This window comes from Thiomicrorhabdus marina (genome assembly GCF_017571465.1).
Taxonomy (GTDB): domain Bacteria; phylum Pseudomonadota; class Gammaproteobacteria; order Thiomicrospirales; family Thiomicrospiraceae; genus Thiomicrorhabdus; species Thiomicrorhabdus marina.
Map to the genome: position 1 here is coordinate 19164 of NZ_JAGETV010000013.1, position 24737 is coordinate 43900.

Here is a 24737-nt window from a genome sequence, read left to right on the forward strand (position 1 = left end):
GAGAATGCGAGTACAACAGACAATGAACTTAAATAAAGAGCAGGCGCACAACATCGCTTCGGTTTTGGCTGAGGCACTACCCTATATTCAACGTTTTTCCGGTAAGACTATCGTCGTTAAATACGGCGGCAATGCAATGACGGATGAAAAATTGAAAGCCGGTTTTGCTCGAGATATTGTTTTGATGAAGCTGGTGGGCATGAACCCGGTTGTCGTGCACGGCGGTGGTCCGCAGATTGGCAATCTGCTAAATCAAATCGGTAAAGAATCAGAATTTATTCAAGGCATGCGTGTTACCGATACCGAGACTATGGACATCGTTGAGATGGTGCTCGGTGGCTTGGTAAACAAAGAGATTGTTAATCTGATTCATCAGCATGGCGGTAATTCCGTTGGGTTGACTGGAAAAGACGGTAATTTAATTACTGCGAAAAAACTGCATCTAAAGCCGAATGATCCGAGTGCATCATCATCTGAAATCATTGATATTGGTCATGTCGGTGAAGTCGATAAAATCAATACTAAGGTGATTGATATGTTAATTCAGGATGATTTTATTCCGGTAATCGCGCCGGTTGGGGTCGGTGCGGACGGACATTCTTATAACATCAATGCAGACTTGGTTGCCGGTAAAGTTGCCGAAGCGCTGGGCGCAGAAAAATTAATGCTATTGACCAATATTCCGGGGCTTTTGGATAAAGAGGGTAATCTTCTGACCGGCCTAAATACGGAAACGGTAGACGAGCTGATTGCCGACGGTACCATCTACGGCGGTATGTTGCCAAAAATTCAGTGTGCCTTGGATGCAGTGCAAAATGGCGTGAATGCGGCACATATCGTTGACGGTCGGGTTGAGCACGCGGTGATGCTGGAAGTCTTTACTGACGAAGGTGTCGGCACCTTGATTACCGCAGAATAAGTTTACGCTTAATTAGTGAAATAATTACAGTTTAAGGGCTTGTATCAAGAGAGTTTTTAGCTATTCTTAGATGAAAATCTATCGGCTGTGACGGAGGGAATGATGGACTTTGATTTAACCATGTTGATTAACGATTACGCAGTGCCTTGGGGAATTAATATTGCCACGGCTCTGCTGATTTTTATTATCGGGCGTTGGGTGATTAATGGCGTTTTGTCACTAATCGGTAAGGCGATTGCCAAGACATCAAATATTGATCAGATGTTGATTGATTTTGTGCAGTCGATTGCCAAAGCACTATTATTCCTCGTTCTGGTTATTGTCACTCTAAATCAATTGGGTGTCGATACCACTTCTCTAGTCGCTCTTGTCGGTGCTGCCGGTTTAGCCATCGGCCTAGCGTTAAAAGATTCATTGCAGAACTTCGCTTCCGGTGTAATGTTATTGGTGTTGAAGCCATTCAAAGCAGGTGATTTTGTTGAAGTTGCCGGTGTTATGGGGGTTGCCGAGAAAATCACCATTTTCAATACCATTATGCGTACTGGTGATAACAAAGAGATGATTATCCCGAATGGTTCGATTTACAGCGATTCGATTACCAATTACTCTGCGCGTGAAACTCGACGTGTTGATATGGTGTTTGGCATCAGCTATGACGATGACATCAAATTGGCGAAAGAGATTTTGCAGAAATTGATTGCTGAAGATGAGCGTGTTCTTCCTGAACCTGAGCCGGTGATTGCCTTGGGTGAGCTAGGTGCGAGCAGTGTTGATTTTATTGTTCGTCCTTGGGTTAAATCTGGTGATTATTGGAAGTTAAAATGGGATATGAATGAACGCGTGAAAACGGCTTTCGATGAAGCAGGAATTTCTATTCCTTATCCGCAAATGGATGTGCATGTACACCAAGAAGCGGAAAAGTAACGAGCTATCTGATTGATTGTTTAATCGCAAAGATTAAGTTAATAAAAGCCTCTAAGCATTAATTGTTTAGAGGCTTTTTGTTTGGTATGACCGAAACGTTTGTTTATTGGGTCTAAAAGATAATTTTGTATGGATTTATTTGAGCAATTTTTATTATTTGTGGTGTCCTTGGTTGCCAATCTGTTTTCCGCTTTGGCGGGCGGAGGGGCCGGCTTATTGCAGCTCCCCGCTTTGCTCTTTTTGGGCTTGCCGTTCGGTGTGGCTTTGGCGACTCATAAAGTGGCCAGTGTCTTTCTCGGTTTAGGCGCTACAGCGCGACATATGAAATCTTCCAGCTTGGATTGGAAGTTTGCTGCCTTTATCCTCGCCATGGGTTTGCCGGGTGTTGTGCTGGGAGCATCGATTATTTTGCAAATTGATGACCGAGTGTCGCAAGGTTTGCTAGGTCTTCTAACCTTAGGCTTGGGTCTGTATTCATGGTTTAAACCCGAATTAGGGCAGAGTACCGCAGCTGTAAATCGTGATATACGTGGCTATCTTATTGGTGGAGTCGTGTTGTTCTCAATTGGTGCTTTAAATGGTTCCCTTACTTCTGGAACCGGGCTGTTTGTGACTCTGTGGCTAGTTCGTTGGTTCGGTTTGGATTATAAATCTGCGGTCGCCTATACTCTGGTGTTGGTGGGGATTTTCTGGAATGGCTCAGGTGCAGTGACCTTGGGAATTCTTGGCGAAATTGAATGGAGCTGGTTACCGGCGTTAATTTTAGGTTCGCTGATTGGTGGTTATCTTGGCGCGCACTTTGCGATAGTAAAGGGCAATAAACTGGTAAAACGCAGTTTTGAAGTTGTGACCGTTTTGGTCGGTATTAGCTTAATTTTTAGAGCATTAAGCTTGATTTAATTCGCTGATTTGAAGTGCTCAAAAATCGCAAAATAGAAGATATAAAAAAACCGCCGAAGCGGTTTTTTTATATCGCGGGTTGAAGTTACCTTCGGCAACTTCAACTTAAATTAAAATCATTATTTAACGATTTCAATCTTGTATGGTTTTGAAGTTACCTACGGTAACTTCAACCAAAGATTTTGTTAATTACTTAACAATCTCAATCTCTACACGACGGTTTTCAGCGCGACCTGCTTTGGTGTTGTTGTCAGCGATTGGAGAAGTTTCACCTTTACCGATAGCTGTCATACGGTCACCTGCAACACCGCTTTCTTCAAGATAAGTCTTAACGGCCATAGCGCGTTTTTCAGATAGCTTTTGGTTATAAGCATCTGAACCAGTGCGGTCAGTGTGGCCAGTGATTTTTAGCGTAACGTCGTCAACGGCTTTCATGTAATCAGCGTAATCGTTAAGCTGAGTCTTCGCTTTATCACTTAGGTTAGTTTTGTTAGTGTCGAAGAAACCAGTGAAGTGCATTGGCGCATTGATTGGAGCCGGAGCAATTACTGGCTTAGCAACAGGCGCTGGGAATGGTTTGATTTCTGGTTTTGGCTTAGCGACAACCGGAGCTGGCTCTGGTTTTGGCTCAGGCTTTTTAACAACACCTTCACAAGCGTCAATTTGCTTCTCTGGAGTCCAGTTGATAGTACGAACACAACGACCAGATCCGTCTTTTACAACGTAACCGTTTGAACCAACCCAGTATGCATTAGTGCCGTTACCTTCAATGTTTGCAGGTACTTTATATGCTGGTTTAGCTTCTGCCGCTGGAGCCGCAGCTTCGGTTGCTGCAGTTTCAGTAGCTGCCGGAGCCGCTTTTTCGTCGGCCGCTTTACAGCTTGCGTCTTGTTTGTCTGCAGTCCAGTGGATAGTACGAACACAACGATCAGAACTATCGCGAACGATATTTCCGTAGCTGTCGGTAACATAAGCGTTGTTTGCTGCTGCTGGCATCGCAGCTGCTGCAGAGATAATTGCTACAAGAGGCAGTAACTTAGTTTTCATAGAGATTCCTCTGATTCCTTAGATGGAAAAAAATATCAAAATTCTGGCAAATCATAACATATTCAATAATTGAGCTTGCAGATGATTTAACGGAAATAGCACAGAATTATTTATAAATGAATTAGTTATTTGAGTTTAGTCAATCAATTGATTCTTGAAAGTAATCAGCAATTACCTTCAAGAGCAAAAGATAGACGTGCTTACCGTGAAATTAAGCAGCATGATGCATGTGCTTAATGTCTTTCGGGCGAATAAATTGTTGTAATTTACCGTCACCGGCTTCGAGGTTTTGCCAATCTTCCGGAAGGATAAAATGTGCAATCGATGCCGTTGGGAAAAGATGAATATCATCTACCAAGGGATCGTTATGTAGGAAACCGTACAGTTTTTCCAATCCCGGATTGTGGCCGATAATCATGATACGGTCATGGGCTTCAGTTGATGCCAGTACCTGTTTTAGATCGTCTAATTCAGCCATATATAGAGCGTCAACTGTTTCCGAGAGGCAAGGGCATTCATTACAGATGCGCTTGAAGGTTTGCTGGGCGCGTTTTGCCGGAGAGACCAAAATCAGATCGGGCATCAGATTACATTCACGTAACCAGCGCCCAACTTTTTTGGCGTTTTTTTTGCCTTTTTCCGAAAGTGGTCGATCAATATCTTGCTGTTCTGGCTCGCGCCAGTCAGATTTGGCGTGCCGCACCAATAATAATTCACGCAGCTTATTTGCCATAATTTTCTCCTGCAAAAAGCATTTGATTGCACTGCCCGCAAATCCTGTGCGGGCGGCAAACAAATTAAATACCGTACTCTTTACGATATTGTTGCATGGCAGTTAGGTAAGCTTTACTGTCACTGTCTGCTGTGGTTTCTAAATACGCGATAATATCTTCAAGTGAGATGATACTTACTACAGGGATTCCATAGTCTCGTTCTACTTCTTGAATCGCTGATAGTTCGGTCTTGCCTTTTTCCATACGATCCAAAGCAATGACTACACCCGCTGGTTCTGCGCCATTTGCTTTAATGATGTCGATGGCTTCACGGATTGCGGTACCGGCAGTGATGACATCATCGATAATCAGCACTTTACCTTCTAGTGCATGCCCGACGATATTACCGCCTTCTCCATGATCTTTAGCTTCTTTGCGATTAAATGCATAAGGCTTATCGGTGGCATGGTTATTGGCAAGGGAAACCGCTGTCGTTGCGGCCAGAGGAATACCTTTATAGGCCGGTCCGAATAGGACGTCAAAATCCAGATCCGATTCTGCGATCGCTGCGGCATAACCGTTGGCAAGAGTGCTTAATTGAGCGCCGGTATTGAATAGGCCGGCATTAAAAAAGTACGGGCTTTGACGCCCAGATTTGAGAGTGAAATCGCCAAGCTTTAACACACCGGTCTGCATAACGAATTCAATAAACTGATTTTTATCCATTTGAGGGAACGAGTTCCTTTTGACTTTAATGATTTATATTACTCCAAGCAAAAAGCTTGACGCAAGCTGAAAAACTTAATGGCTATTTTAGAATAATTTGTGTCGCTTTTCAGTCAATGTAACCGGCTAAACGTTTGAGTTCAGCAATTTCTTGTGGCCAGATTTCCGGTTGGATGGTTTCTAACGTCATCGGAATATTATCGATGCGTTCGTCTTGCATAATTTGCTTAAAGCAATCCCAACCGATTTCCCCTTCGCCAAGCGAGTGGTGGCGGTCAACGCGTTGCCCTAAGGTCGCTTTGGAATCGTTCAAATGCATGCCTTTTAGGTATTCAATGCCGACCACGTCGATAAAATCCTGCATAAAACCTTGGTAATCATTTTTTAAGTCATAGCCACCTGCATAGGCATGGCAAGTATCTAGACAAACACCAATACGACTTTTGTCTTCAACCTTGTCGATGATGTGCGCCAACTGTTCATGTTGGTAGCCAAGGTTGGAGCCTTGTCCGGCAGTATTTTCCAGTACGGCAATCACGTCTTTGGTCTGCTCTAATGCGAAGTTAATCGATTCAGCGATATAGTCTAGACACTGTTCCGGCGAAATTTCGCGCAAGTGACTGCCGGGATGAAAGTTCAAGCGGTCAATCCCAAGTTGTTCGCAACGCTGGAGTTCATCTATAAAGGCATCCAAAGATTTTTGGCGCTTATCAATGTCGGGATGACCAAGGTTAATCAGATAGCTGTCATGAGGAAGGATTTGCCCCGGCCCGTAACCGTAACGCTCGCAACGCTCTTTAAATAGGTCAATGCTTTTTGGGGTCAGTGGTTTGGCAACCCATTGACGCTGATTTTTGGTAAATAAGGCAAATGCGGTGGCGCCGATTTCATGGGCGCGTAGTGGGGCATTCTCAACACCGCCGGCGGCGGAAACATGAGCTCCGATATATTTCATGGTTGATTCCTAGTTCTGGCACAGTTTATGTTTTAACACCAACATAAATTGACGGCCTGTCATAACTTTGGCAGGCATTATAGCAGTCAAGGTTACGCGCATTAATCATCGAGGGAAGTAAAGATGGCAATTGATTTAAGTCAGGTAGAACCACTAGGCTCAAAAAGTGTTTTGATGGAACAGGCGATGCGGCGCCAGCGTGAACAGAAAAAGATGGGCGCCACTGCTAATTACTATGCGGATATGCACGAAGATATGGTGCAGCCAGATTTTGAGTGGCTAAAAGACGATCAGGCAGCGATTAAAAATCTAGTAACGCAGATGGATGCATCGGTTGGGCAACTGGCACAGCAGTTAGCCGAAGTGCAGAGCAAAAGCGAACGCTCGCGTCAATACATTGAAAAAGAGCAACAGTTGTTGTTCAAGCAGATACATACCTTGAACGGTTTGTTGAAAAAACAAATTGATGTCTTTAGCGTGATGGAGCGTCAGGTTTCCGATATGCATATTCAAAATAACAAGGCTTGGCAATCAGTGGCAATTGGTGTGGTAGCCGGTTTGGCTTCGGCGATTACCATTTTGGCGGCGTCGCCGTTTGCAGTCATGTTATTGCAAAAACTTAGCGTCGTTTGATTCTCCAACAACAAAAGCTTTCCTTAAGGAAACTCGGAATCAGTTCTTATTGATTTGGCGCTAAGCCATTGGACTTGTTCTGTGTTTCTCTTGCACTGGAATGCGCAATCAAGCTATTCCAGTTTCTCTCCATGCTATAACTTGCATTGGCAGTGGTATCATTTACTAATGATTCTCAATTAGGGCATTATCAATGCAATTACGACTCATTCAATCAGAACTGCTGACTGAAAATTCGCAAATTAAACAGGTTTATTTACAGACTTATGTTGCCGCCAATGGCGGTCAACTGGATTACCAAGCCGGTGATTGGCTATTAATGCACGCCATTAATCCCGAGGTATTGGTGGCCGAGATTTTAAATCAACTCGGTTTGCAGGGCGATGAAACGGTTCAATTGCGCCGCATCGGCGAAGTTAGCGCCGAACAAGCGTTAAGCCAGTATCTGGAAATCACGCAGCTCAATCCCGCTATTCTTAATAAGATGCAGCGTCAGCTACAGATTGGCGAGTGGGACGGCCGACAAGCGATGATGGATTATGCCTATGGACGTGATATTGTCGATTTGCTGAATGCCTTTCCGCAAATGGCCGAACTGGGTGCGGAATTCTTAAGTTGGCTGTCACCGTTGGCACCGCGTTATTATTCGATTGCATCTGCCGAGAGTCAGCAGGTCAAAATTCTGTTTAAAGCGCTTAATTATCATTATGCCGGTCGCGATAAATCGGGTGTTGCTTCCAATTATTTGGCGCAGTTGCCGATTGATGCAGTGGTTGAAGGTGAGCTAAAAACCAATCCGCTATTCAAACTGCCAGAAAATCCGCAAACGCCGATTATTATGGTCGGCGCCGGAACAGGTCTGGCACCGTTTCTTGGTTTTATCGAAGCGCGTCAACGTCAGCAAGCCGGCGAAAATATTCTGTTTTTTGGCGAAACCGAAAAAGCCAATGCCTGTTTGTGTTGTGAGCAATTACAGGCCGCACAAGCGAAAGGTGATTTGCAGTTATTTATGGAATTCTCGCGAGACCAAGCCGAGAAACGTTATGTGCAAGATGCGATGCGTGAGCAGAAAGCTTTGCTCTGGCAGAAATGGCAGGATGGTGCCGTTTTGTATGTGTGCGGTAGCCAGAAAACCTTAGCACCGGCGGTGGAGCGTTTATGGCAGCTGTGGCTCGCCGAAGAAGGGGGAAGCGAACAAGAGGCGACACAAATTTGGCAAAGCCTGCGCAAAGAGCGCCGCATTCAGTTTGATGTTTACTAGAGCCGTTGTTATTTAAAGTTCAATTCAAAGCCGATTGGCGCTAAGCGTTTCGCTTCCGATTCCAAATCTAATTGGCTGAGCGGGTGCTCTTCTAACCATTTATCGGCAAATACCAGAGTTAACCCGGTGCTGTCTTCGTTACTGATAATTTGTAACTCCGGTTCCAGTTTCTCCAAGTCGCGACCACGGTGCATTCGCACCGCTAAACGCAATAAAACCGTTAAGTACAAAACGGCTTCGCGTAAGTCGCTGTCTAAACCGTCCAATACCTTATTGGAGAATTTCCCGCGATGGTTCAGCAGCATTGCGCCAAGAATTTGTTTTTCCTGCTGATCAAAGCCGGCCATATCGGAATTTTCCACCAAGTAGGCACTGTGATTACGGTAGCGTCGGTAGTTGATGGCGATGCCGCACTCATGTAATTCTGAAGCCCAGCGTAATAAGTTTTGATAGTCGAGGGTTTCCGAGTGCAGTCCCCAAACATTATGCGCTTGCTTGAGCAGATGAATCGCTGTGGTACTAACTGCGTCGGCCTGTTTTTCATCAACCTGCATCCACTTCTGCATTGCGTGTACGCTGACATTACGAGCATCGTCGGAATGCAGACGACCGAGGGTGTCGAAGACCAGACCCTCTCGTAAGGCGTTAGCAGAAACTTGCATGACGTCGATATTTAGTTCCATAAAAGTTGCAATCAACACGGATAGACCGCCACAGATCACCGGGCGACGTTCTTCTTTTAAGCCAGCAATCTTGGCCTGTTCAATCTGTTGCGCATCGATTAAAGCGTCTTTAAATTTCAACATTCCTTCTAAGGTAATGCCGTTTTCCGACCATTTATTTTGTTCCAAAATCTGACCAATCGATTTAATGGTGCCAGACGCGCCGATTGCCGTATCCCAAGAACGAGTGATTAATTGTTGGCGGTGCGGACGTAGAATATTACGACAGGCATCAATCGCTTTAGCGAAATTAATGGCACTGGTTTCGTCGTTGCCGAAGAACTTTTGGTTGACGCTGACGCAGCCCATTTCGGTACTGGTCAGATGATGGTGTTGGTTGCGCTGGCCGATAATGTATTCGGTGCTGCCGCCGCCGATATCCATCACTAAACGTTGTTCGTCACTTTTCGGCAGGCCAAGTGCAACGCCGAGATAAATTAGACGTGCTTCTTCTTGACCGGAAATAATTTGAATACTGCTGCCAAGTGCTTGACGGGCTTTGGCTAAAAACTCGCGGCTGTTTTTGGCATTGCGTAAGGTGTTGGTGCCGACCGCGCGAATATTCTGTAGTGGTACGCCTTTAAGGCGTTGCCCGAAGCGCTCTAAACAGGCGATGCCACTTTCAAAGGCTTCTTCGGTCAGATAACCCTTTTTATCCAAACCGGAGCGTAAGCGAACCATCTCTTTATGTTTATCGACCACTTGCATCTGACCATGCGCTTGACGGGCGATAATCATATGAAAACTATTCGAACCAAGATCTATCGCGGCATAAGTCTCTTCTGCATCATTATCAACAATGCCGAGTTGTTGGCGGTTAATAACATTAAGTTGCGTGGGAATTTGAGCGGTAGTGGTTAGACTCATAGATGGTTCTCTCTAGCCATAAATCGATTAAGCGACCGCAACAAGACTGCAAGAGCTGTGCGGTTTTGTCGCGTTTTTTAGCGCTAGTTTACTCGGTCATGGCAAGGCTGGGTAGTCAAAGATAGGCGTTTAACCTTGTTGTGAATCAGGAAAAACACCAATCTTGCGAAGAAAATGGTCGCCGACAGAGGATTGTGTCTCTATCGGTTTGCCTTAGGAGTTGCTTTTATTGGCTGTATTTGTCGATTAAATAAGCTTGCGCACTATACGCCGGACGCCCGACCGGCGTTGCCAGTTGGTAGCTTCCGTCACTTTGTAGTTTCCATGCCCCGGTATTGTCTTGCAGATAGGCTGCCAAACCTTCGGTGTACACTTGCTGGAAAACCTCTTGATCAAGAATCGGGAAACAGGTTTCAACACGCGCCAGCAGATTGCGGCGCATCCAATCGGCACTGGAGCAGAACAGTTCCGGTTTTCCGTCGCTGTTTTCAAAATAATAGACGCGGTGATGCTCTAAGAAACGACCAATGATTGAGGTGACGGTAATGTTCTCCGACAAGCCGGCTACGCCCGGACGTAGGCTACAGATACCGCGTACGATCAAATCGATTTTTACGCCGGCTTGTGACGCTTCATAAAGAGCGTCGATAATTTCTTTCTCTTCCAGACCGTTCATTTTGGCAATAATGCGCGCCGGTTTTCCTGCTTTGGCATTGTTCGCTTCGCGAGCAATGCGTTCCAACATGCCGGACTGCAAAGTAAACGGTGACTGCAATAGCACTTCCAAGTCTTTGGTTTCACCGAGACTGGTCAATTGTTGGAACACTTTCGAGGCATCGCGGCCAATTGCTTGGTTAGCGGTCAGTAGGCCGAAATCCGAATAGAAACGGGTCGTGATGTGGTGGTAGTTACCGGTTCCCATATGGGTGTAATATTTAATTCGATCATTTTCGCGGCACACGACCAGAATCATTTTGGCGTGCGTTTTATAACCGACCACACCATACACCACGTGCACCCCGGCATCTTGCAGGCGTGTCGCTTGAATAATGTTATTGTCTTCGTCAAAACGAGCGCGTAGTTCGACCACTGCGGTAACTTCTTTACCATTTTGTGCCGCTTTCATCAGTGCTTTGATGATTTCCGAGTCTTCACCGGTACGGTACAGTGTCATGCGAATCGCTAACACATCCGGATTGGTTGCGGCTTCTTTAAGGAAGTCGATAACCGGCGTGAAAGATTCGTAAGGGTGGTGTAGCAGCAGATCTTTCTTGTTGACTAAAGAGAACAGCGAGTCGTTCTTCTTCTGACGAGTGAACAGTTTGAATGCTTTTTTCGGCGACTTCTTGCTTAAGGTTCGCGCCGAGAAAGGTTCGAATTGTAAGTCTGGACGTTTAGCCATATCTGGCACGGTGCTTAGACGATGCAGGTTGACCGGACCATGTACTTGGTACAGAGCCTGTTCGGTCAAATTAAAACGATCCAATAGATAATCGACCATATGCGGCGGACAATTGTCGGCAACTTCCAAGCGAATTGAACCGCCGTAATCGCGGCTCGATAATTCGCCACGCAGAGCACTCATGATATCGTCGACTTCTTCTTCGTCGATAAACAAGTTAGTGTTACGAGTGACGCGGAACTGGTAACAACCCGTTACAGTCATGCCTGGGAACATCAAAGACACATGTGCGTGTAGAATTGACGATAGGAAGACAAAGTCGTTTTCGCCGTCGGTCGCTTCCGGCGGCAATTTGATAATACGCGGCAGAGAACGCGGCACCGGCACAATCGCCAAACCGTTAGAACGACCGAAAGCATCCTCTCCTTCTAGGGAGACAATGAAGTTTAAACTCTTATTCAAAACGCGAGGGAATGGATGTGAAGGGTCTAAGCCGACCGCGCTTAATACTGGATGCAGGGCTTCGATAAAATAATTTTTAATCCATGCTTTTTGTGTGTCGTTCCAGTGTGTGCGACGTAGAAAGCGAATGTTTTCTTTTTGCAGTTCTGGAATCAGAATGTGATTCAGTGTGCTGTATTGCATCGCTACAATTTCGTGAGCGGTCTTGGATAGCATTTCGATCGCATCTTGCGGTGCCATGTCGTCCGGGCGAGTCAGTGCACCCGGTTGATTCACCACTTCATATAAACTGGCAAGACGAACCTCAAAAAATTCATCCATATTACTGCTGGAAATACATAGATATTTCAAACGCTCCAGCAGCGGAATATCCGGGTTTTTTGCCTGCGCCAGAACTCGTCGGTTAAATTCCAATAAGCTTTGTTCGCGGTTGATATAGCGCGGGTATTCGGTATTGGTAACAGCGTTGTTTGACTCAGGTGTGCTCATTTTTCCTTCCCAGTTCATTACATGGATTGTCTTGCGCGGATTCTATTAGCAAGACGGTGAAGTATTATCGTTTTTTTGCAAAATAAAAAGATTAAATATTTATGATGCTGTGCAAAAAAACTTTGCCCTAGTGGGCGTGCGATGCTTTTTATTTAGCGAATTTGACGGTCATTGCGAACGCAGTGAAGCAATCTTTATCTTTTAATCTTTATTCGGTCTGTCTTTGCTTTCATTGTGTTCGGCATGCTCTTGTTTCTGGCAACCGCAGGGCGGCACCGGATCAACCCCGCCGGGATTTCCCGGATGGCAACGACTGATACGTTTGATTGCCAGCCAAGACCCTTTCAGGATGCCGTGAGTCTGTAGGGCTTCGATAGTGTAGCTTGAACAGCTTGGATAGAAACGACATCGTGGCCCGAGAAGCGGGCTGATAAATAGTTGATAAAAACGAATAATTAGATACATTAACCAATAAAGAGGGTTCCAGCGCATTTTGAGTTAATCCTTATTATCGTTATCGGCTAGATAGTCTAAATAAGTTTCACTTTGATAAAAGTTTTTACCGTGCTGCTGTAACCATTTATTTAGATCTGCTATTTCTAGCGGACGGCTAATAAAGTAACCCTGACCGAATTCGCAACCCAATTCTTGCAAGAACTCCAGTTGTGCATGAGTTTCTATGCCTTCTGCAACTACCTTAATATCCAGACTGTGCGCCAGTTGCACAATTGCCTGACTAATCGACATGTCTTCGTCGTCATTTGGTACGCCATCAATAAAGCTCTTATCGATTTTCAAAATCGTTAAAGGGAAACGTTTTAAATAGCTTAAAGAAGAATAACCGGTACCGAAATCGTCGACCGCTAGATCGAAGCCTTTATGACGCAGTAATTGTAGGCGCTTGATGTTTTCATCAGCATTGGTCATGACCGTACTTTCGGTTAACTCCACTTCCAGTAAGCGACGCGGCAAATTGGCGCCATCCAGCTGGCGAGCAAGATCGTGAATGAAATCTTCGTGACTGAACTGGTTGGAACTGATATTGACTGCAATGCTCAGATTTTGGTATTCGGTGCCTTGCCAAGCTTGGAGCTGTCGGATGGTGTTTTCGATGACCCATTCGCTAATCGGAATAATCATCCGGCTTTCTTCTGCAATGCGAATAAATACATTTGGCGGAACCAGTCCAAGTTTAGGATTACGCCATCGAAGTAGGGCTTCAACGCCAATTACTTGCCCGCTAAAAAGGTTGATTTTGGGTTGATAAACTAAATACAGTTCATCCTGATTAATGGCATTGCGTAGATGTTTTTCCATTTGCAATCGTGCCGACAAATGTTTCCCCATCTCTTCCTTGTAGACAGAGAAAGTGTTTTTGCCCGTCGCTTTAGCCTCGTACATAGCGGTGTCTGCGAGCCTCAATAGTGTATCGACATCGCTCGCGTCCTCCGGATAGAAACAGATGCCGATACTGGCACTGACTTTTAACTCGTGACTTTCAATTTGAATGGTGCGTTCGATATTATCTAGAATGCGCAAAGCGACAGAGCCGATGTTTTCTTCGGAGCTATTACGAATCATCAAGACAAACTCATCTCCTCCGAAACGAGCAATATGCGACTGGCGACCAACACCGCGGATATTGTGATTCAGGCGATTAGCGACCACCTTGAGAAGTTCATCACCGATGTCATGGCCGAGCGAGTCATTGACATGCTTAAAGCCGTCTAAGTCCATAAACATTAATGCAAACGGTTGACCAGGGTAGGCTTCAATCTGTTGCTGTACTTGGCTTTTGAAGAAAATTCGGTTTTCCAGTTGCGTGAGCGAATCATAGTAAGCGTATTGGCGTATTTCACGCTCGTTTTCACGTTGACTGGTGATGTCTTTAATAAATAAGCTGATTTCCGGTTCATTATTGACGGTCAGAACTGAATAGGAGATTTCGGCAAGAATAAGACGTTGGTCTTTGGTCTTTAGTTGCATCTCTATTTTAGATGCTTTTGGTGGCACGAAACTCTTGTCTTTGGAGGCGACAAAAAGATCAAGAAGCTTGCCTGACATGTCGAAAACGGTGTTCAAATTTTGATGATCGAACACTAATTGCACCAGCGATTTATTAACCACTTCGGAAAATTTATAGCCGAATAGGGTTTCTGCCGCGGGGTTCCATACTTGAATAATGCCGTTTTTATCGGTGATGACGACCGCTTCTTGTGAGAAGGTTAAAATTTCCTGAAGACGGTTATGCATTTCGGTCAGGGTTTGGGTTTTACTGAGAATATTCAGTATGACCATGCTCAGCAGTAGAAAGCTTAACAGGCCGAGTAGCCCGAATAGTGATGCCTTTTGCCAATCGATTTGTGACCACGGCAGATGTTGTTGGATGGTTATGGTGCAGGTTGAGCAATCTTGTGATGGCAGAATCGTAGCGCTAAAAATTTCCCAGAAATAAGGTGTTTCTGTGCTTGCTTGCGAGTTATTCCAACGCCATGAAAAGTCCTGCTGTGTATCGCTGAGGTGGAAATTAACCTGTAGCTGACTGTTGCCAAGCCGGTTAATTATCGGCGTTAACAGCGCTTTTTGTGCATCTACCATTAAAAACATAACACCGATGGCTTGTTGCTGTTTTTGTTGCAGCGAAAGAGAACTCGGCTCATTGGTATATACCGGATTAAGAACCATAACGTATGGATGCTGGTCATGCTTTGCTTCAAACCATATTGTGAAAGGCTGGTTTTGTTGAATATTCTGCTGCAATTTTTGTTGCATTTTCGGCAAGACAAAAAGGTCTTGACCGATAAAAGAGGAATTCAGGGGCGTTTTCGGCTGGATTTGGGTGACCGCTAGAAAATGTAGCGGATTCTTCCGTTTGATTTGCGTTGTGAATAAATCGTTATCGAGGATCTGATAATTTTGGTAACCGAGTTGCTGGCGCAGTTCGATAAAACTTTGTTGATCCTTAGCGGCAACCAATTTTGCCAGTCCGACGGCGTGTACATAATCTTGGTTTTTTCGCAAACCTTGCGAAAAAATTTTCATTTCGTTGCGTTCATTGACAAGATGACCGGAGTACTGCTGGCTAATGGACTGCAATAGAGAGAGGGTTTTTTGTTCTTCAATATATAGACTGTTTTGAACTTGCCCGATTTTTTGCTGAAAATCGCGTTGGAAGTCGACCGATTGCAAATGGATATGAAATAGCACAAAAGCGGCGCTCCAGAACAGAGCGAGTAGCCAGGTCCATTTTTTGACTTTGCCGTGCCAGATTGAATGTTCTTTTTGCTGTTGAACCATGTGCAATTGCTTAAGTTATTTTTAATATAAAAACCATCTCACAGTTTAATGAAAAATGGAGGTTCTCTGCTACTTTATTCATCAAATTACTCTTTATAATCATGTTTTCGATCATTCTTCCAAGCGGCTTGCAATTAATTCTGTGCTTCCTAAAGATAAAACTTTGTAAATCCTCGCATCAAATCATCACAATTTTTTAGTAATGCAGAGTGAATGGTTTAAACTGTTTCGATATTTATTTTGAATATCTGCAATCGCAATTAGTAAGAAAAGGACGAATATGTCAGTCAATCGTAAAAGCTACTTTATTTCGCAAGCGACTATGGTCAACGAAGGTTCGCAATCTCTAACCAATGTTTTGGTTGAGGATGGTCGTATCGCCAAGATCGATGCTGAGATGAGCGCACCGGAAGGTGTGGAAGTGATTGATGCGCATGGTCTGCATCTGCTACCCGGGTTTATCGACGACCAAGTGCATTTTCGTGAGCCAGGTTTGACTGCCAAAGCAGATATTGGTACTGAATCGAAAGCGGCGGTGGCGGGTGGAACCACCTCGTTTATGGAAATGCCAAATGTTAAACCGCCAACCGTCACGATTGATCTGTTGGAACAAAAATATGCGATTGGTGCGGAAAAGTCATGGGCTAACTACTCTTTCTACTTTGGTGGCACTAATGACAATGTGGAAGAGATCAAAAAGGTCAATCCAAAGAACGTTTGTGGCGTGAAAGTGTTTATGGGTTCTTCAACCGGAAATATGTTGGTTGACCAAGAAGAAGCATTACGCGGTATTTTCACTCACAGCCCGACCATTATTGCGACACACTGTGAAGACACGCCGATGATTAAAGAGCGTGAAGCGCAATGGCTAGAAAAATTCGGCGAAGATATTCCGGCTGAAGAGCATCCGAAAATCCGTTTTCATGAAGCCTGTTATAAATCATCGTCAATGGCGGTCAAATTGGCAAAAGAGACCGGCGCGCGTCTGCATATTCTGCACATCACCACTGCCGATGAACTTGAACTGTTCGAGCCGGGCCCGGTTAAAGGCAAGCAAATCACTGCCGAAGCTTGTACCCACCACCTTTGGTTCTCGGATAAAGATTACGCAGAAAAAGGGCATTACATTAAATGTAACCCTGCGATTAAAACCCAAGCAGACCGTGATGCAGTTCGCCAAGCATTGATTGACGGTCGTATTGATGTGGTCGCGACCGACCATGCACCGCACTTGGAAGAAGAAAAGCACAATCCGTATTTCTCTGCACCTGCCGGTTTGCCGCAAGTGCAAAAGTCACTAAATGTGTTGTTGGATTTGGTTGAGCAAGGCGTATTTACCCTTGAGCAAGTGGTCGAGAAGATGGCGCATAACGTTGCCGACCTATTTGAAATTGATGGCCGCGGTTATATCCGTGAAGGTTACTGGGCGGATTTGGTATTGGTTGATTTAAATAAACCGCATGTCGATAAAAAAGAAGATGTACTTTATAAGTGTGGATGGTCGCCGTGGGAAGGGCATGAATTCACCAATACGGTTATCGGGACTTTCGTGTCTGGTGAGCTGAAATACTACAAAGGTGAATTTGCGGAATTTACACCAGGTGAACGTCTATTGTTCGACCGATAAATTGGCAAGTTTAGAGGAGAATATTATGATGCAATCCATTAATCCAGCCACCAACGAACTGCTTGGTGAGTTTGAAACTTGGGATGACGAAACCCTAGATTATGTGGTTACGCAAGCCGGTTATATGTTCGGTGACTGGGGTAAGCTGACGCCGATTGAAGACCGTGTTGCTTTAATGCGCCGCGTTGCCGATGTACTGCGTGACGATGCCGATATGTTGGCGGAGCTAATCACCTTGGAAATGGGGAAAACGTACGCCGAAGCGAAAGCAGAGGTAGAGAAATCCGCTTGGGTTTGTGAATTCTATGCCGATAAAGGGCCGGAATTTCTAGCCGACGAGCCGGTGGAAACCGATGCCTCGAAAAGCTATGTTGCTTATTTGCCATTAGGTGTTGTGCTGGCCGTTATGCCTTGGAACTTCCCGTTTTGGCAGGTATTCCGCTTTGCTGCGCCAGCGTTGATTGCCGGTAATATCGGGCTGTTGAAACATGCTTCCAATGTTCCACAGTGCGCCTTGGCGATTGAAGAAGTATTCCGTAAAGCCGGTTTCCCGGATTTTGTCTTCTCAACTTTGATGATCGGTTCGGATAAGGTCGAGCAGGTAATTCGTCATAAGGCCGTTAAGGCAGTGACTTTGACCGGTTCGGAATCTGCCGGCCGTAAGGTCGCGGCCATCGCCGGTTCGGAATTGAAAAAGACGGTATTGGAGTTGGGCGGTTCGGATGCATTTATTGTGCTGGATGATGCCAGTATGAAAACTGCCGTTGAGAACGCCGTTAAGGGTCGCTTTATAAATATGGGACAGAGCTGCATTGCTTCGAAACGTTTTATTGTCGATCAGATGCAGGCGGATAAGTTCACTGAAATGTTCAAACAAGCGGTTGAAGGGCATTTTGTCGCCGGCGATCCGATGGATGCGGGAACCACTTTAGCGCCAATGGCGCGTCAGGACCTTCTTGACGAGCTGCACGATCAAGTAATGCGTTCGGTGGAAATGGGCGCGACGCTAGTGTGTGGCGGCTATCAACTGGATCGCGAAGGTTGTTACTATGCGCCGACTATTCTGGCCGATGTAAATAGTTCTATGCCGGCATGGAATGAAGAATTTTTCGGACCGGTGGCGATTATCATCAAATCGACCGAACCGGCACACGCTTTGGGTATCGCCAATGGCGTCGACTTTGGTTTAGGTGGCTCGATTTGGACTTCTGATATTGCTACTGCAGAGACCATGGCGCGTGGTATGGAATCGGGGGCGACTTTTGTGAATAGCATCACCTTCTCAGATCCGCGCATGCCTTTTGGCGGAGTGAAAAATTCCGGCTATGGCCGCGAGTTATCGGTGCAAGGGATTCGAGAATTCACCAATATCAAATCCATCTGGATTAAATAGCTCCCGAGTTTTAAGGTTGCAATAATTTGTCATCGCGAGCGCAGCATGGCGATCTCTGAATTGGATCGTTTCGATTCAAAATGGATTGCTTCACTTTGTTCGCAGTGACCTTTAAGTTTAAGGAATTTGACGAAAAATATGCTCGATTTATGGTTAAGAACGCTGGGTGATTTACGCTCAGCGAAAATTTTAATGTTAATGGCTATTCCATTTGTCGCAGCGATTATTTTAGTGTCCCTGCTTGGCTATGGCATTTTCGGCTTTTTTATCTTCAGTGATTTTATCACTCAGAATCCAATGGTTCTGGAGATGCAACAATCAATGGAAAGCGCGGAAGAGACGATTGGTTCAATTCCGCTAATCGGTGGTATTTTGCTGTGGATTATCGGTATCGCGGTGACCGTGGTGGCAGGTATCTTAGGTTTCCTTCTCGGTAGTTATCTGATATTGATTTTCGCGATGATTATTACCGGTTTTATGACCGATGCCTTGGTCAAAGCGGTGCGTGATTTGAATTATCCGGGATTGGAGTACCAAGGTCATGGTTCGATGACCGAGATGATTTGGAAAGTCTTTAAATATGCACTTGGCATGTTATTGCTGTTCTTGGTGACTATTCCGATGCTGTTTATTCCGGTGGTTAATATCGTCTGGTTCTGGCTGCTTGGCTTTATGTTCTTCCGCTATTCGGTGGTACTGGATGTGGGTATGGTGATTCTGCCGAAAGACGTTTATGAGAAACATAATGCTTTGAGCAAGTGGACACCGACCTCAGCGCAGGCAGGTATTTTCTCGTTAAGTTTATTCCCGGTTATGGGATTGATTGTTCCTGTCTTGGCGGTGATTGCCCAAGCGCATTACTTCTTCGATAAATTAACCGAGAGTCAAGCAAACGCCGCTAAATCGGAAGTGTTAACTCAGCAATAATCTCTTACGGCAATTGTCTTGCGCTTGTAAAACAATTGCCGCTTAGTTGTCATCTTCATTTCTTACACTCAATATAAGCCTATCTCTCTTTCTGCTTATGTTGCGTTATTTTCTGATTTTTACCTTCGTTGTGTTGTCCCCCAAGCTGTTCGCTAGTGATACGTTGCCCACTGAAGCCGATAAATCGGTTGAAGAGTTATTGGCAGTCAAGCTAAATGTCGACATTGATAATTTCCACAATGCCAAGATTGAACAGGGCGGCGGCTATGATGTGAAACACGCCAAATATGAGATTGGTAACTTCATTGTCAGTGCTGCATACGAACAGTTTGCCGTGGATTGGAATGGGCTTTCGCAATTGCCGTTTGGTGATGGAAAGCAAGTGCCGATGAGCGATTTGCAACGTTTGACTTTAAAAGGACATATTCCGTATCGTTTAGATGAAAAGCGAATGTGGCTTGGGCATCTAGCCGCGGAATGGGCTTATGAAGAGCAGATGGATGATGCGCTCAGTTTGCAGGCATATCTGATTTACAGTCAATATTGGCAATCGCTGAAATCATGGCAAATTGGTGCCTACGTTAATTACCATCCAGTGGAGACCTTATACCTCCCAATAATTGAATACACCTATAACTATCCGTTTAAAAATCGTCACGGCTATTACGGTCATCTCGGTTTTCCCAAATCCATTGTCGGTTATTTTTTGTCCCCAAAACTACGCACCGAAGTAGGCTTTTTCTATCATCAAGCGATGGTTAAGCTCGCCGAGCAAAGTGTGGTTGAACCAGCCGGATATTTACAATCGCAAAATTGGCGTGCCAGTTGGCGTACGCACTATCAATGGAACAGCGATCTTGAGTTGCATCTAGGCTTGCAGACCAATATTTCCAACACACTGACGTTATACGATCAAAACAACCAACGCCAAGGCGAATATGCAGTGAATAATGGAGTTGGCGGAAACTTGGGGTTTAGTTTTAGGTTTTAAAGTCAATGTGTCCGAATATTAACCGTTATAAATGGTGTTTATGAAAAGTCTCTATAAATACTTTGAAATAGTTGGTAATCACTGTTTAAGTGCGGCTTAGTTATGTATTAAAAATAATTACTTAGCGATATATAATATTTTGAATTATTCAAAGGGTTGTTGATATTGTCTAAGTTTGATCTTGCTCATTTGTTAAAAGATTTGGTTGTCCAAACAGGACTTTCTAAGAAAGCGCTTGCGGAACAAGCCAAAATCTCTCGTCAAAGTCTATACAACCTATTAAATGGTGATATTTCTGAGGTTAAGGTTTCTACCTTGGTTAACTTGGCTTCCGCACTACGTGTCCATCCTTTAGAGTTATTAAGACCCTACTTTAATGGCTATATACTTGATTGTGACAGCCGCTCTTCATCCAATCTTATAAAAGGTTTAAATGCCGGATTTATTGAAGATGTCACCTATCCTGATTATTCTTCGGTAAGTGTTAATCAGACCTTTGATAAAACGTGGCTGGTTATCAACACCGGCAGCGTGCCTTGGGAAGATCTGTATTTAGTTTGCCAAGATGAACCGTGTGAAATACGAGGGTTGTGCGTTGGCCTCAAACCGCAATATAGAAAAATTCCTATCCCATATACCTTGCCAGGCGAGAAAGTCGAGTTGACTGTTACTCTAACGGCACCAGTGATTCCGGGGAGTGTGCGTTCTGAATGGAAAGCCGAAAATGTACAAGGGCAATTGGTTTTAGGCAGCAAGTTTCCGCTGTACTGTTTAGTGAAAGTTGTCAGTTTATAGAATTCGAAATATGAACAGCGGAATCAGGTTGTCTTTGATCACCCTTAGCGTAGTGCAGAGTTTGAATGTTTTGGCTTCGGAGTTACCGTCGGTTGACGTTTACAGTGCAGATGAGGTTTATCTTAATGAAACGGCGCAAACTAAACAGACATTGAGTACCGAAGAACTTGATCAGCGTCAGGCGACTAAATTAGAAGAATTAGCGATTTATTTGCCAAATATTCAGGCCGCACGAGTTGGCGCAGGCGGTTCGGAAGATTTTATTATTCGCGGTTTTTCTCTGGGCGGTCGTTTAATGCTCGATGGCGTTTTAGGCAACCAAAATCGTTTTGTTCGTGATCCGGCAACCCTTGATTCGGTCGAATTCGTAAAAGGTCACGCCAGTGTGTTGTATGGTTCAGGAGCACCGGGTGGAACCGTTAATTTTGTCTCCAAAAAACCGCAGGCCAAACAGGAAAATACCTTCAAAGTCGTCTTTGGAAATGATAACTACAAGCGTTCGGTGATTGATTCAACAGGTGCTTTGGCTGATAGCTTGAGCTATCGCACGATTCTGGCTGGAACCGATGCGGATACTTGGAAAGAAAATGTTCGTGATCGCCAGTTCACTTTTATGAATGTTTTGGATTGGCAATATAATTCGGGCGGAAAACTCTCGGCAACTTATGAGATTTCGCATCAAACTTACCCATGGGATTTTGATAATGTCTATGCTAACGGAGCGCCGGTTTACGATGTGTCCTATGTGCATCCGGCGACCTCGAATGATCAATGGTATCAGCGCCTCTCTTTAGGTTGGGAGCAGGCGATAGACGAACACTCATGGATTGAAGCTCAGACCTATGTTTATGTCGGCGATCGCGAAGAGCGTAAAGTCGGTTTCTATTTTTTATGGCGGGATGATCAGCCACTGTTCGGCTACTATCAAGACAGTACCGATGACTATTTGCAAGCATCCGGAAAAATCGCCTATTTGCGCAATTATCAGTTAGGCGATTGGCAAGGCACTTGGCAATTCGGTTTATCAAAAGTTTGGTTAGACGATAAGTTCGATAGTGACTTGGCCGCTTATACCTTTACCCTTGATATCTATAACCCGGATTTTGATGTTGAGTTGCCGAGCAAAGATCAACTGGCGCCAAGAGATATTTATACCAAAACCGCAGAACGCGGCGTTTTTCTGTTTAATCAAATGGAATTGGCAGACGAGTTGAGTTTATCGTTTGGTTTACGTAAGTCGAATTTTGAAACCCGCCAGACGATTAATGATAATCAAAGCATCGACAACCAAAATTCCGATATCAGCTACAGTGCCGGCATGATTTGGGAATTTGCGGTAAACCATAAACTTTATGCCAGTTACAGCGATTCGTTTTTACCGAATGTGGATACCGACCGGAATGGCGAATCCTTTGATCCTAAAGAAGGTGTGCAGTATGAATTAGGTTGGCTGTATCAGCCGTCTTCCAATTTGCACCTGCAATTAAGCGCTTTCGATATTACGCAAACCAACCTCTTGACGGATGACCCGAATGATCCTGCCTATTCGGTTTTGGCGGGAACTTATAAAGCCAGAGGTATTGAGTTGGCAAGTCAGTGGCAAATCACGCCGCAACTCAAGTCAACGCTGAATATCGGGCTGATAAAAGGCTATGTTGCCGAAGACAATAACGGAAATGAAGGCAATGATTTCTTTAGTGTTCCAAAACGCAATGGTTCACTTTGGTTAAGCTATCAAGCCAATTCGCAATGGCTGTTACAGGGTGGTGCCGTCTATCAAGGCAAGCGCGCCGGTGATTTAGCCAATAGCTTCTATGTTGATGCTTACACTCGTTACGATGCGGCCATTCAATACCAAGCCGATAAACAAAACCGCTTTAACTTCACAGTACAAAATCTCACCGACATTAACTATGTTAGCTACAGCTCCCTAAATGACTACGTTCGTTTTGGCGATCCGCGTACCATTCGCTTAGGTTGGACGCATCACTTCTAACACTTTTTACTACAAAAATTATGTCACCCAGAACCAAGAGCGAAGTGTGCCGATCTAAAATAGTTTCTTTCTCGGGGCTTTAATGGATTGCTTCACTACGTTCGCAATGACTGGCTGCTTATCATCGAGAGCGGAGCGTGGCGATCTAATAATTTCTTTCTGTCCCCAAATCTTTAAAAAAGTTTAAGTTCTTGTGCTCGGTGTCCAACTTTTTGGACACCTTGTTTGTTACGCTTAATCAGTGATGCGGGACAAAGAGCGTATCGTTTCAATTAATGTCTGTCGAGAGTTTGTAGAGAGTAGGCCTAATTAAAAATGGCAACTGTTTACAAAGTCCGGCGCAATTTAGGAGTTGCAGTTATTACTTGAATCTGCGTTTTTAAAGAAATGAAAAAAGGAAGGAGTTTAATGACACAAAAATATTTTCGACAGGCTTTCCAATTGGATAACTTAAATAAGTTTTTGAATTTACGTTTGATTTCTTCTGAAATCATGATAAAAGGCCTTGCTATTTTCCTTACTGTTTCGTTGATGGGGTGTGGTGACAATAGAAGTGATGCAGAAAAATTTGGTGCTGCGGTTGCAGAACTGCGTTTACAGAAGAATCCGTTTTTGGAATTTCAAAGCGTGGATTCAATGATTGCATGGACTAATAAAAATGGTGTTTATCCTGCTGCTTCTGCTGCGAGAAGGCCTATACGCTTTCCTGGTGTAGTCGAGGGTTGGTTACCGGTAATGGGACTAACTATTTATGTAAAATCTCAGTCCGATAAAAAAGTAAGCTTAGATATGAGACTAACGGAAAAGGTGAAGAATACAAACTTTATAAAAGGTAAGACGTACTTTTTTGAATGCCGAGGTGAGTTAACAAATAAAAAAAATGGAATTTGGGTTTCTAAATGTAATGTTATTAACTAATTTTTGAAACAGGAAAAAATAATGAGTTTAAAAAGTAGATGTAATACATGTGGAGCAGCTTTGTCGGTATCAGCACAGACATGTACACACTGTGGTGATACAAACCCTTTTTTAAAAAACAAGATTCTCTCTATCAATCCTGCGTTAACGATCATTGGCGCACTGCCGCTGCTTGGATTACCGGTGATTTTTTTTATTACTTTAGGTTTTGCTTTGGAATACAAGAGTTGGGGAATCGTGATTACGGGTGCCGTTGGAGCAGTGATTTGGTATTTTGGGCTTTTCCATAGCTTGGGGCGTGATAAATTAAGTGCAATGAGAAAAGTTGTTCTTCCTTCCTTTTCAAATTTTGTAAAAGAAACTAAGCCTGGGTATAGGGATGAGCATGGATTTTGGCGCGAATTAGGAGAGGATGATTTTTTGCAGGCTTGGGAAGCCTATCAATTAAAATTGATTGGAAAACCCTTAACGATTCACTCAGAGTCTTTTGGTGACTCTTTAAACGCAGAGCTTCGTGACATTTATCGCAAATCCCTTAAAGAGACCTGAGAGGCCTAGAGGAATGTTTGTACTGGTAAATAATTATAAGTGCCGTTTTGCGATTTTTAGTGAAACCTTACATGCTAGTTTGTAGTTCAATAACTTTTATGTATCTCCCTTAATTCAGTTTCGTTTTTCAACCCTAAACCCCAAGCTAAAAATTTGGGGTTTTTTGTTTATAGATTTTTGAGGGGGTATAAAGCGGCATTGCTGGCAAAGACTGGAGATTTGGC

21 protein-coding genes are annotated in these 24737 nt (G+C 44.3%); 13 read left to right on the forward strand and 8 right to left on the reverse strand.

Features of this window, described 5'->3' with window-relative positions; all coding sequences use genetic code 11:
- Positions 1–4: 4 nt before the first annotated feature.
- From argB to J3998_RS08165, 3 genes are all read left to right on the forward strand, one after another.
- Complete coding sequence (gene argB, locus J3998_RS08155) at positions 5–919, forward strand: acetylglutamate kinase (RefSeq protein ID WP_208149870.1); 915 nt, start codon at positions 5–7, stop codon at positions 917–919.
- Positions 920–1021: 102 nt separating this feature from the next.
- Complete coding sequence (locus J3998_RS08160; RefSeq protein ID WP_208149883.1) at positions 1022–1843, forward strand: mechanosensitive ion channel family protein; 822 nt, start codon at positions 1022–1024, stop codon at positions 1841–1843.
- A gap of 129 nt (positions 1844–1972) precedes the next feature.
- Positions 1973–2743, forward strand: a complete 771-nt coding sequence (locus J3998_RS08165; RefSeq protein ID WP_208149886.1) for a sulfite exporter TauE/SafE family protein — start codon at positions 1973–1975, stop codon at positions 2741–2743.
- A 189-nt stretch (positions 2744–2932) separates the two neighbouring features.
- Here J3998_RS08165 and J3998_RS08170 read toward each other — a convergent pair whose 3' ends face one another.
- From J3998_RS08170 to nfo, 4 genes are all read right to left on the reverse strand, one after another.
- Positions 2933–3790, reverse strand: a complete 858-nt coding sequence (locus tag J3998_RS08170; protein WP_208149888.1) for an OmpA family protein — start codon at positions 3788–3790, stop codon at positions 2933–2935.
- A gap of 211 nt (positions 3791–4001) precedes the next feature.
- Positions 4002–4523, reverse strand: a complete 522-nt coding sequence (locus J3998_RS08175) for a SixA phosphatase family protein (RefSeq protein WP_208149890.1) — start codon at positions 4521–4523, stop codon at positions 4002–4004.
- A gap of 64 nt (positions 4524–4587) precedes the next feature.
- Positions 4588–5229 (reverse strand): orotate phosphoribosyltransferase, encoded by a 642-nt coding sequence (pyrE, locus tag J3998_RS08180; protein WP_208149892.1) that lies wholly within the window; start codon positions 5227–5229, stop codon positions 4588–4590.
- 109 nt (positions 5230–5338) lie between these two features.
- A complete protein-coding gene (nfo, locus tag J3998_RS08185) occupies positions 5339–6184 on the reverse strand; it encodes a deoxyribonuclease IV (protein ID WP_208149894.1) in 846 nt (281 codons plus the stop codon).
- A 123-nt stretch (positions 6185–6307) separates the two neighbouring features.
- On the opposite strand from nfo, the gene J3998_RS08190 reads away from it, so the two are divergent.
- Together J3998_RS08190 and J3998_RS08195 are read left to right on the forward strand one after the other, a co-directional pair.
- On the forward strand, positions 6308–6817 hold the full coding sequence (locus tag J3998_RS08190) for a hypothetical protein (RefSeq protein ID WP_208149896.1): 510 nt from the start codon (positions 6308–6310) through the stop codon (positions 6815–6817).
- 193 nt (positions 6818–7010) lie between these two features.
- Complete coding sequence (locus tag J3998_RS08195) at positions 7011–8078, forward strand: flavodoxin domain-containing protein (RefSeq protein WP_208149897.1); 1068 nt, start codon at positions 7011–7013, stop codon at positions 8076–8078.
- A gap of 8 nt (positions 8079–8086) precedes the next feature.
- On the opposite strand, the gene ppx is transcribed toward J3998_RS08195, so the two are convergent.
- From ppx to J3998_RS08215, 4 genes are all read right to left on the reverse strand, one after another.
- Positions 8087–9667, reverse strand: a complete 1581-nt coding sequence (gene ppx, locus J3998_RS08200; protein ID WP_208149899.1) for an exopolyphosphatase — start codon at positions 9665–9667, stop codon at positions 8087–8089.
- A 226-nt stretch (positions 9668–9893) separates the two neighbouring features.
- Positions 9894–12020 (reverse strand): polyphosphate kinase 1, encoded by a 2127-nt coding sequence (gene ppk1 / locus J3998_RS08205; protein ID WP_208149909.1) that lies wholly within the window; start codon positions 12018–12020, stop codon positions 9894–9896.
- Between the two features lie 201 nt (positions 12021–12221).
- Positions 12222–12512: a membrane protein insertion efficiency factor YidD gene (yidD, locus tag J3998_RS08210; RefSeq protein ID WP_208149911.1), complete on the reverse strand. Its 291-nt coding sequence runs from the start codon at positions 12510–12512 to the stop codon at positions 12222–12224.
- Between the two features lie 6 nt (positions 12513–12518).
- Positions 12519–15317, reverse strand: a complete 2799-nt coding sequence (locus tag J3998_RS08215) for an EAL domain-containing protein (RefSeq protein WP_208149913.1) — start codon at positions 15315–15317, stop codon at positions 12519–12521.
- 280 nt (positions 15318–15597) lie between these two features.
- Between J3998_RS08215 and J3998_RS08220 the strand changes: the two genes are divergently transcribed.
- The 8 genes from J3998_RS08220 (at position 15598) to J3998_RS08255 (ending at position 24513) form a co-directional block, all read left to right on the forward strand.
- The gene (locus J3998_RS08220) at positions 15598–16944 is read left to right on the forward strand and encodes a dihydroorotase (protein WP_208149915.1); all 1347 of its coding nucleotides are present in this window, start codon (positions 15598–15600) and stop codon (positions 16942–16944) included.
- Between the two features lie 25 nt (positions 16945–16969).
- Positions 16970–18337 (forward strand): NAD-dependent succinate-semialdehyde dehydrogenase, encoded by a 1368-nt coding sequence (locus J3998_RS08225; protein WP_243750662.1) that lies wholly within the window; start codon positions 16970–16972, stop codon positions 18335–18337.
- A gap of 138 nt (positions 18338–18475) precedes the next feature.
- Positions 18476–19264, forward strand: a complete 789-nt coding sequence (locus tag J3998_RS08230) for an EI24 domain-containing protein (protein ID WP_208149925.1) — start codon at positions 18476–18478, stop codon at positions 19262–19264.
- A gap of 163 nt (positions 19265–19427) precedes the next feature.
- Positions 19428–20255, forward strand: coding sequence for a hypothetical protein (locus J3998_RS08235; RefSeq protein WP_208149927.1), 828 nt, complete (start codon positions 19428–19430; stop codon positions 20253–20255).
- A gap of 165 nt (positions 20256–20420) precedes the next feature.
- Entirely contained in the window at positions 20421–21050 is a 630-nt protein-coding gene (locus tag J3998_RS08240; protein WP_208149929.1) for an NBR1-Ig-like domain-containing protein, read from the forward strand.
- Between the two features lie 28 nt (positions 21051–21078).
- Positions 21079–23046: a TonB-dependent siderophore receptor gene (locus J3998_RS08245; protein WP_208149931.1), complete on the forward strand. Its 1968-nt coding sequence runs from the start codon at positions 21079–21081 to the stop codon at positions 23044–23046.
- Positions 23047–23454: 408 nt separating this feature from the next.
- Positions 23455–23964, forward strand: coding sequence for a hypothetical protein (locus J3998_RS08250; RefSeq protein WP_208149933.1), 510 nt, complete (start codon positions 23455–23457; stop codon positions 23962–23964).
- A gap of 21 nt (positions 23965–23985) precedes the next feature.
- Positions 23986–24513: a zinc ribbon domain-containing protein gene (locus J3998_RS08255; RefSeq protein WP_208149934.1), complete on the forward strand. Its 528-nt coding sequence runs from the start codon at positions 23986–23988 to the stop codon at positions 24511–24513.
- Positions 24514–24737 lie beyond the last annotated feature (224 nt).

Bases quoted from the DNA above. Each gene is read 5' to 3' on its own strand.
- J3998_RS08250 (WP_208149933.1), top strand. From the start codon at position 23,455: ATGACACAAAAATATTTTCGACAGGCTTTCCAATTGGATAACTTAAAT.
- argB (WP_208149870.1), top strand. From the start codon at position 5: ATGCGAGTACAACAGACAATGAACTTAAATAAAGAGCAGGCGCACAAC.
- J3998_RS08160 (WP_208149883.1), top strand. From the start codon at position 1,022: ATGGACTTTGATTTAACCATGTTGATTAACGATTACGCAGTGCCTTGG.
- J3998_RS08175 (WP_208149890.1), bottom strand. From the start codon at position 4,523: ATGGCAAATAAGCTGCGTGAATTATTATTGGTGCGGCACGCCAAATCT.
- J3998_RS08165 (WP_208149886.1), top strand. From the start codon at position 1,973: ATGGATTTATTTGAGCAATTTTTATTATTTGTGGTGTCCTTGGTTGCC.
- J3998_RS08255 (WP_208149934.1), top strand. From the start codon at position 23,986: ATGAGTTTAAAAAGTAGATGTAATACATGTGGAGCAGCTTTGTCGGTA.
- J3998_RS08225 (WP_243750662.1), top strand. From the start codon at position 16,970: ATGATGCAATCCATTAATCCAGCCACCAACGAACTGCTTGGTGAGTTT.
- yidD (WP_208149911.1), bottom strand. From the start codon at position 12,512: ATGCGCTGGAACCCTCTTTATTGGTTAATGTATCTAATTATTCGTTTT.
- J3998_RS08170 (WP_208149888.1), bottom strand. From the start codon at position 3,790: ATGAAAACTAAGTTACTGCCTCTTGTAGCAATTATCTCTGCAGCAGCT.
- J3998_RS08230 (WP_208149925.1), top strand. From the start codon at position 18,476: ATGCTCGATTTATGGTTAAGAACGCTGGGTGATTTACGCTCAGCGAAA.
- ppk1 (WP_208149909.1), bottom strand. From the start codon at position 12,020: ATGAGCACACCTGAGTCAAACAACGCTGTTACCAATACCGAATACCCG.
- ppx (WP_208149899.1), bottom strand. From the start codon at position 9,667: ATGAGTCTAACCACTACCGCTCAAATTCCCACGCAACTTAATGTTATT.
- J3998_RS08215 (WP_208149913.1), bottom strand. From the start codon at position 15,317: ATGGTTCAACAGCAAAAAGAACATTCAATCTGGCACGGCAAAGTCAAA.
- nfo (WP_208149894.1), bottom strand. From the start codon at position 6,184: ATGAAATATATCGGAGCTCATGTTTCCGCCGCCGGCGGTGTTGAGAAT.
- J3998_RS08190 (WP_208149896.1), top strand. From the start codon at position 6,308: ATGGCAATTGATTTAAGTCAGGTAGAACCACTAGGCTCAAAAAGTGTT.
- J3998_RS08220 (WP_208149915.1), top strand. From the start codon at position 15,598: ATGTCAGTCAATCGTAAAAGCTACTTTATTTCGCAAGCGACTATGGTC.
- pyrE (WP_208149892.1), bottom strand. From the start codon at position 5,229: ATGGATAAAAATCAGTTTATTGAATTCGTTATGCAGACCGGTGTGTTA.
- J3998_RS08195 (WP_208149897.1), top strand. From the start codon at position 7,011: ATGCAATTACGACTCATTCAATCAGAACTGCTGACTGAAAATTCGCAA.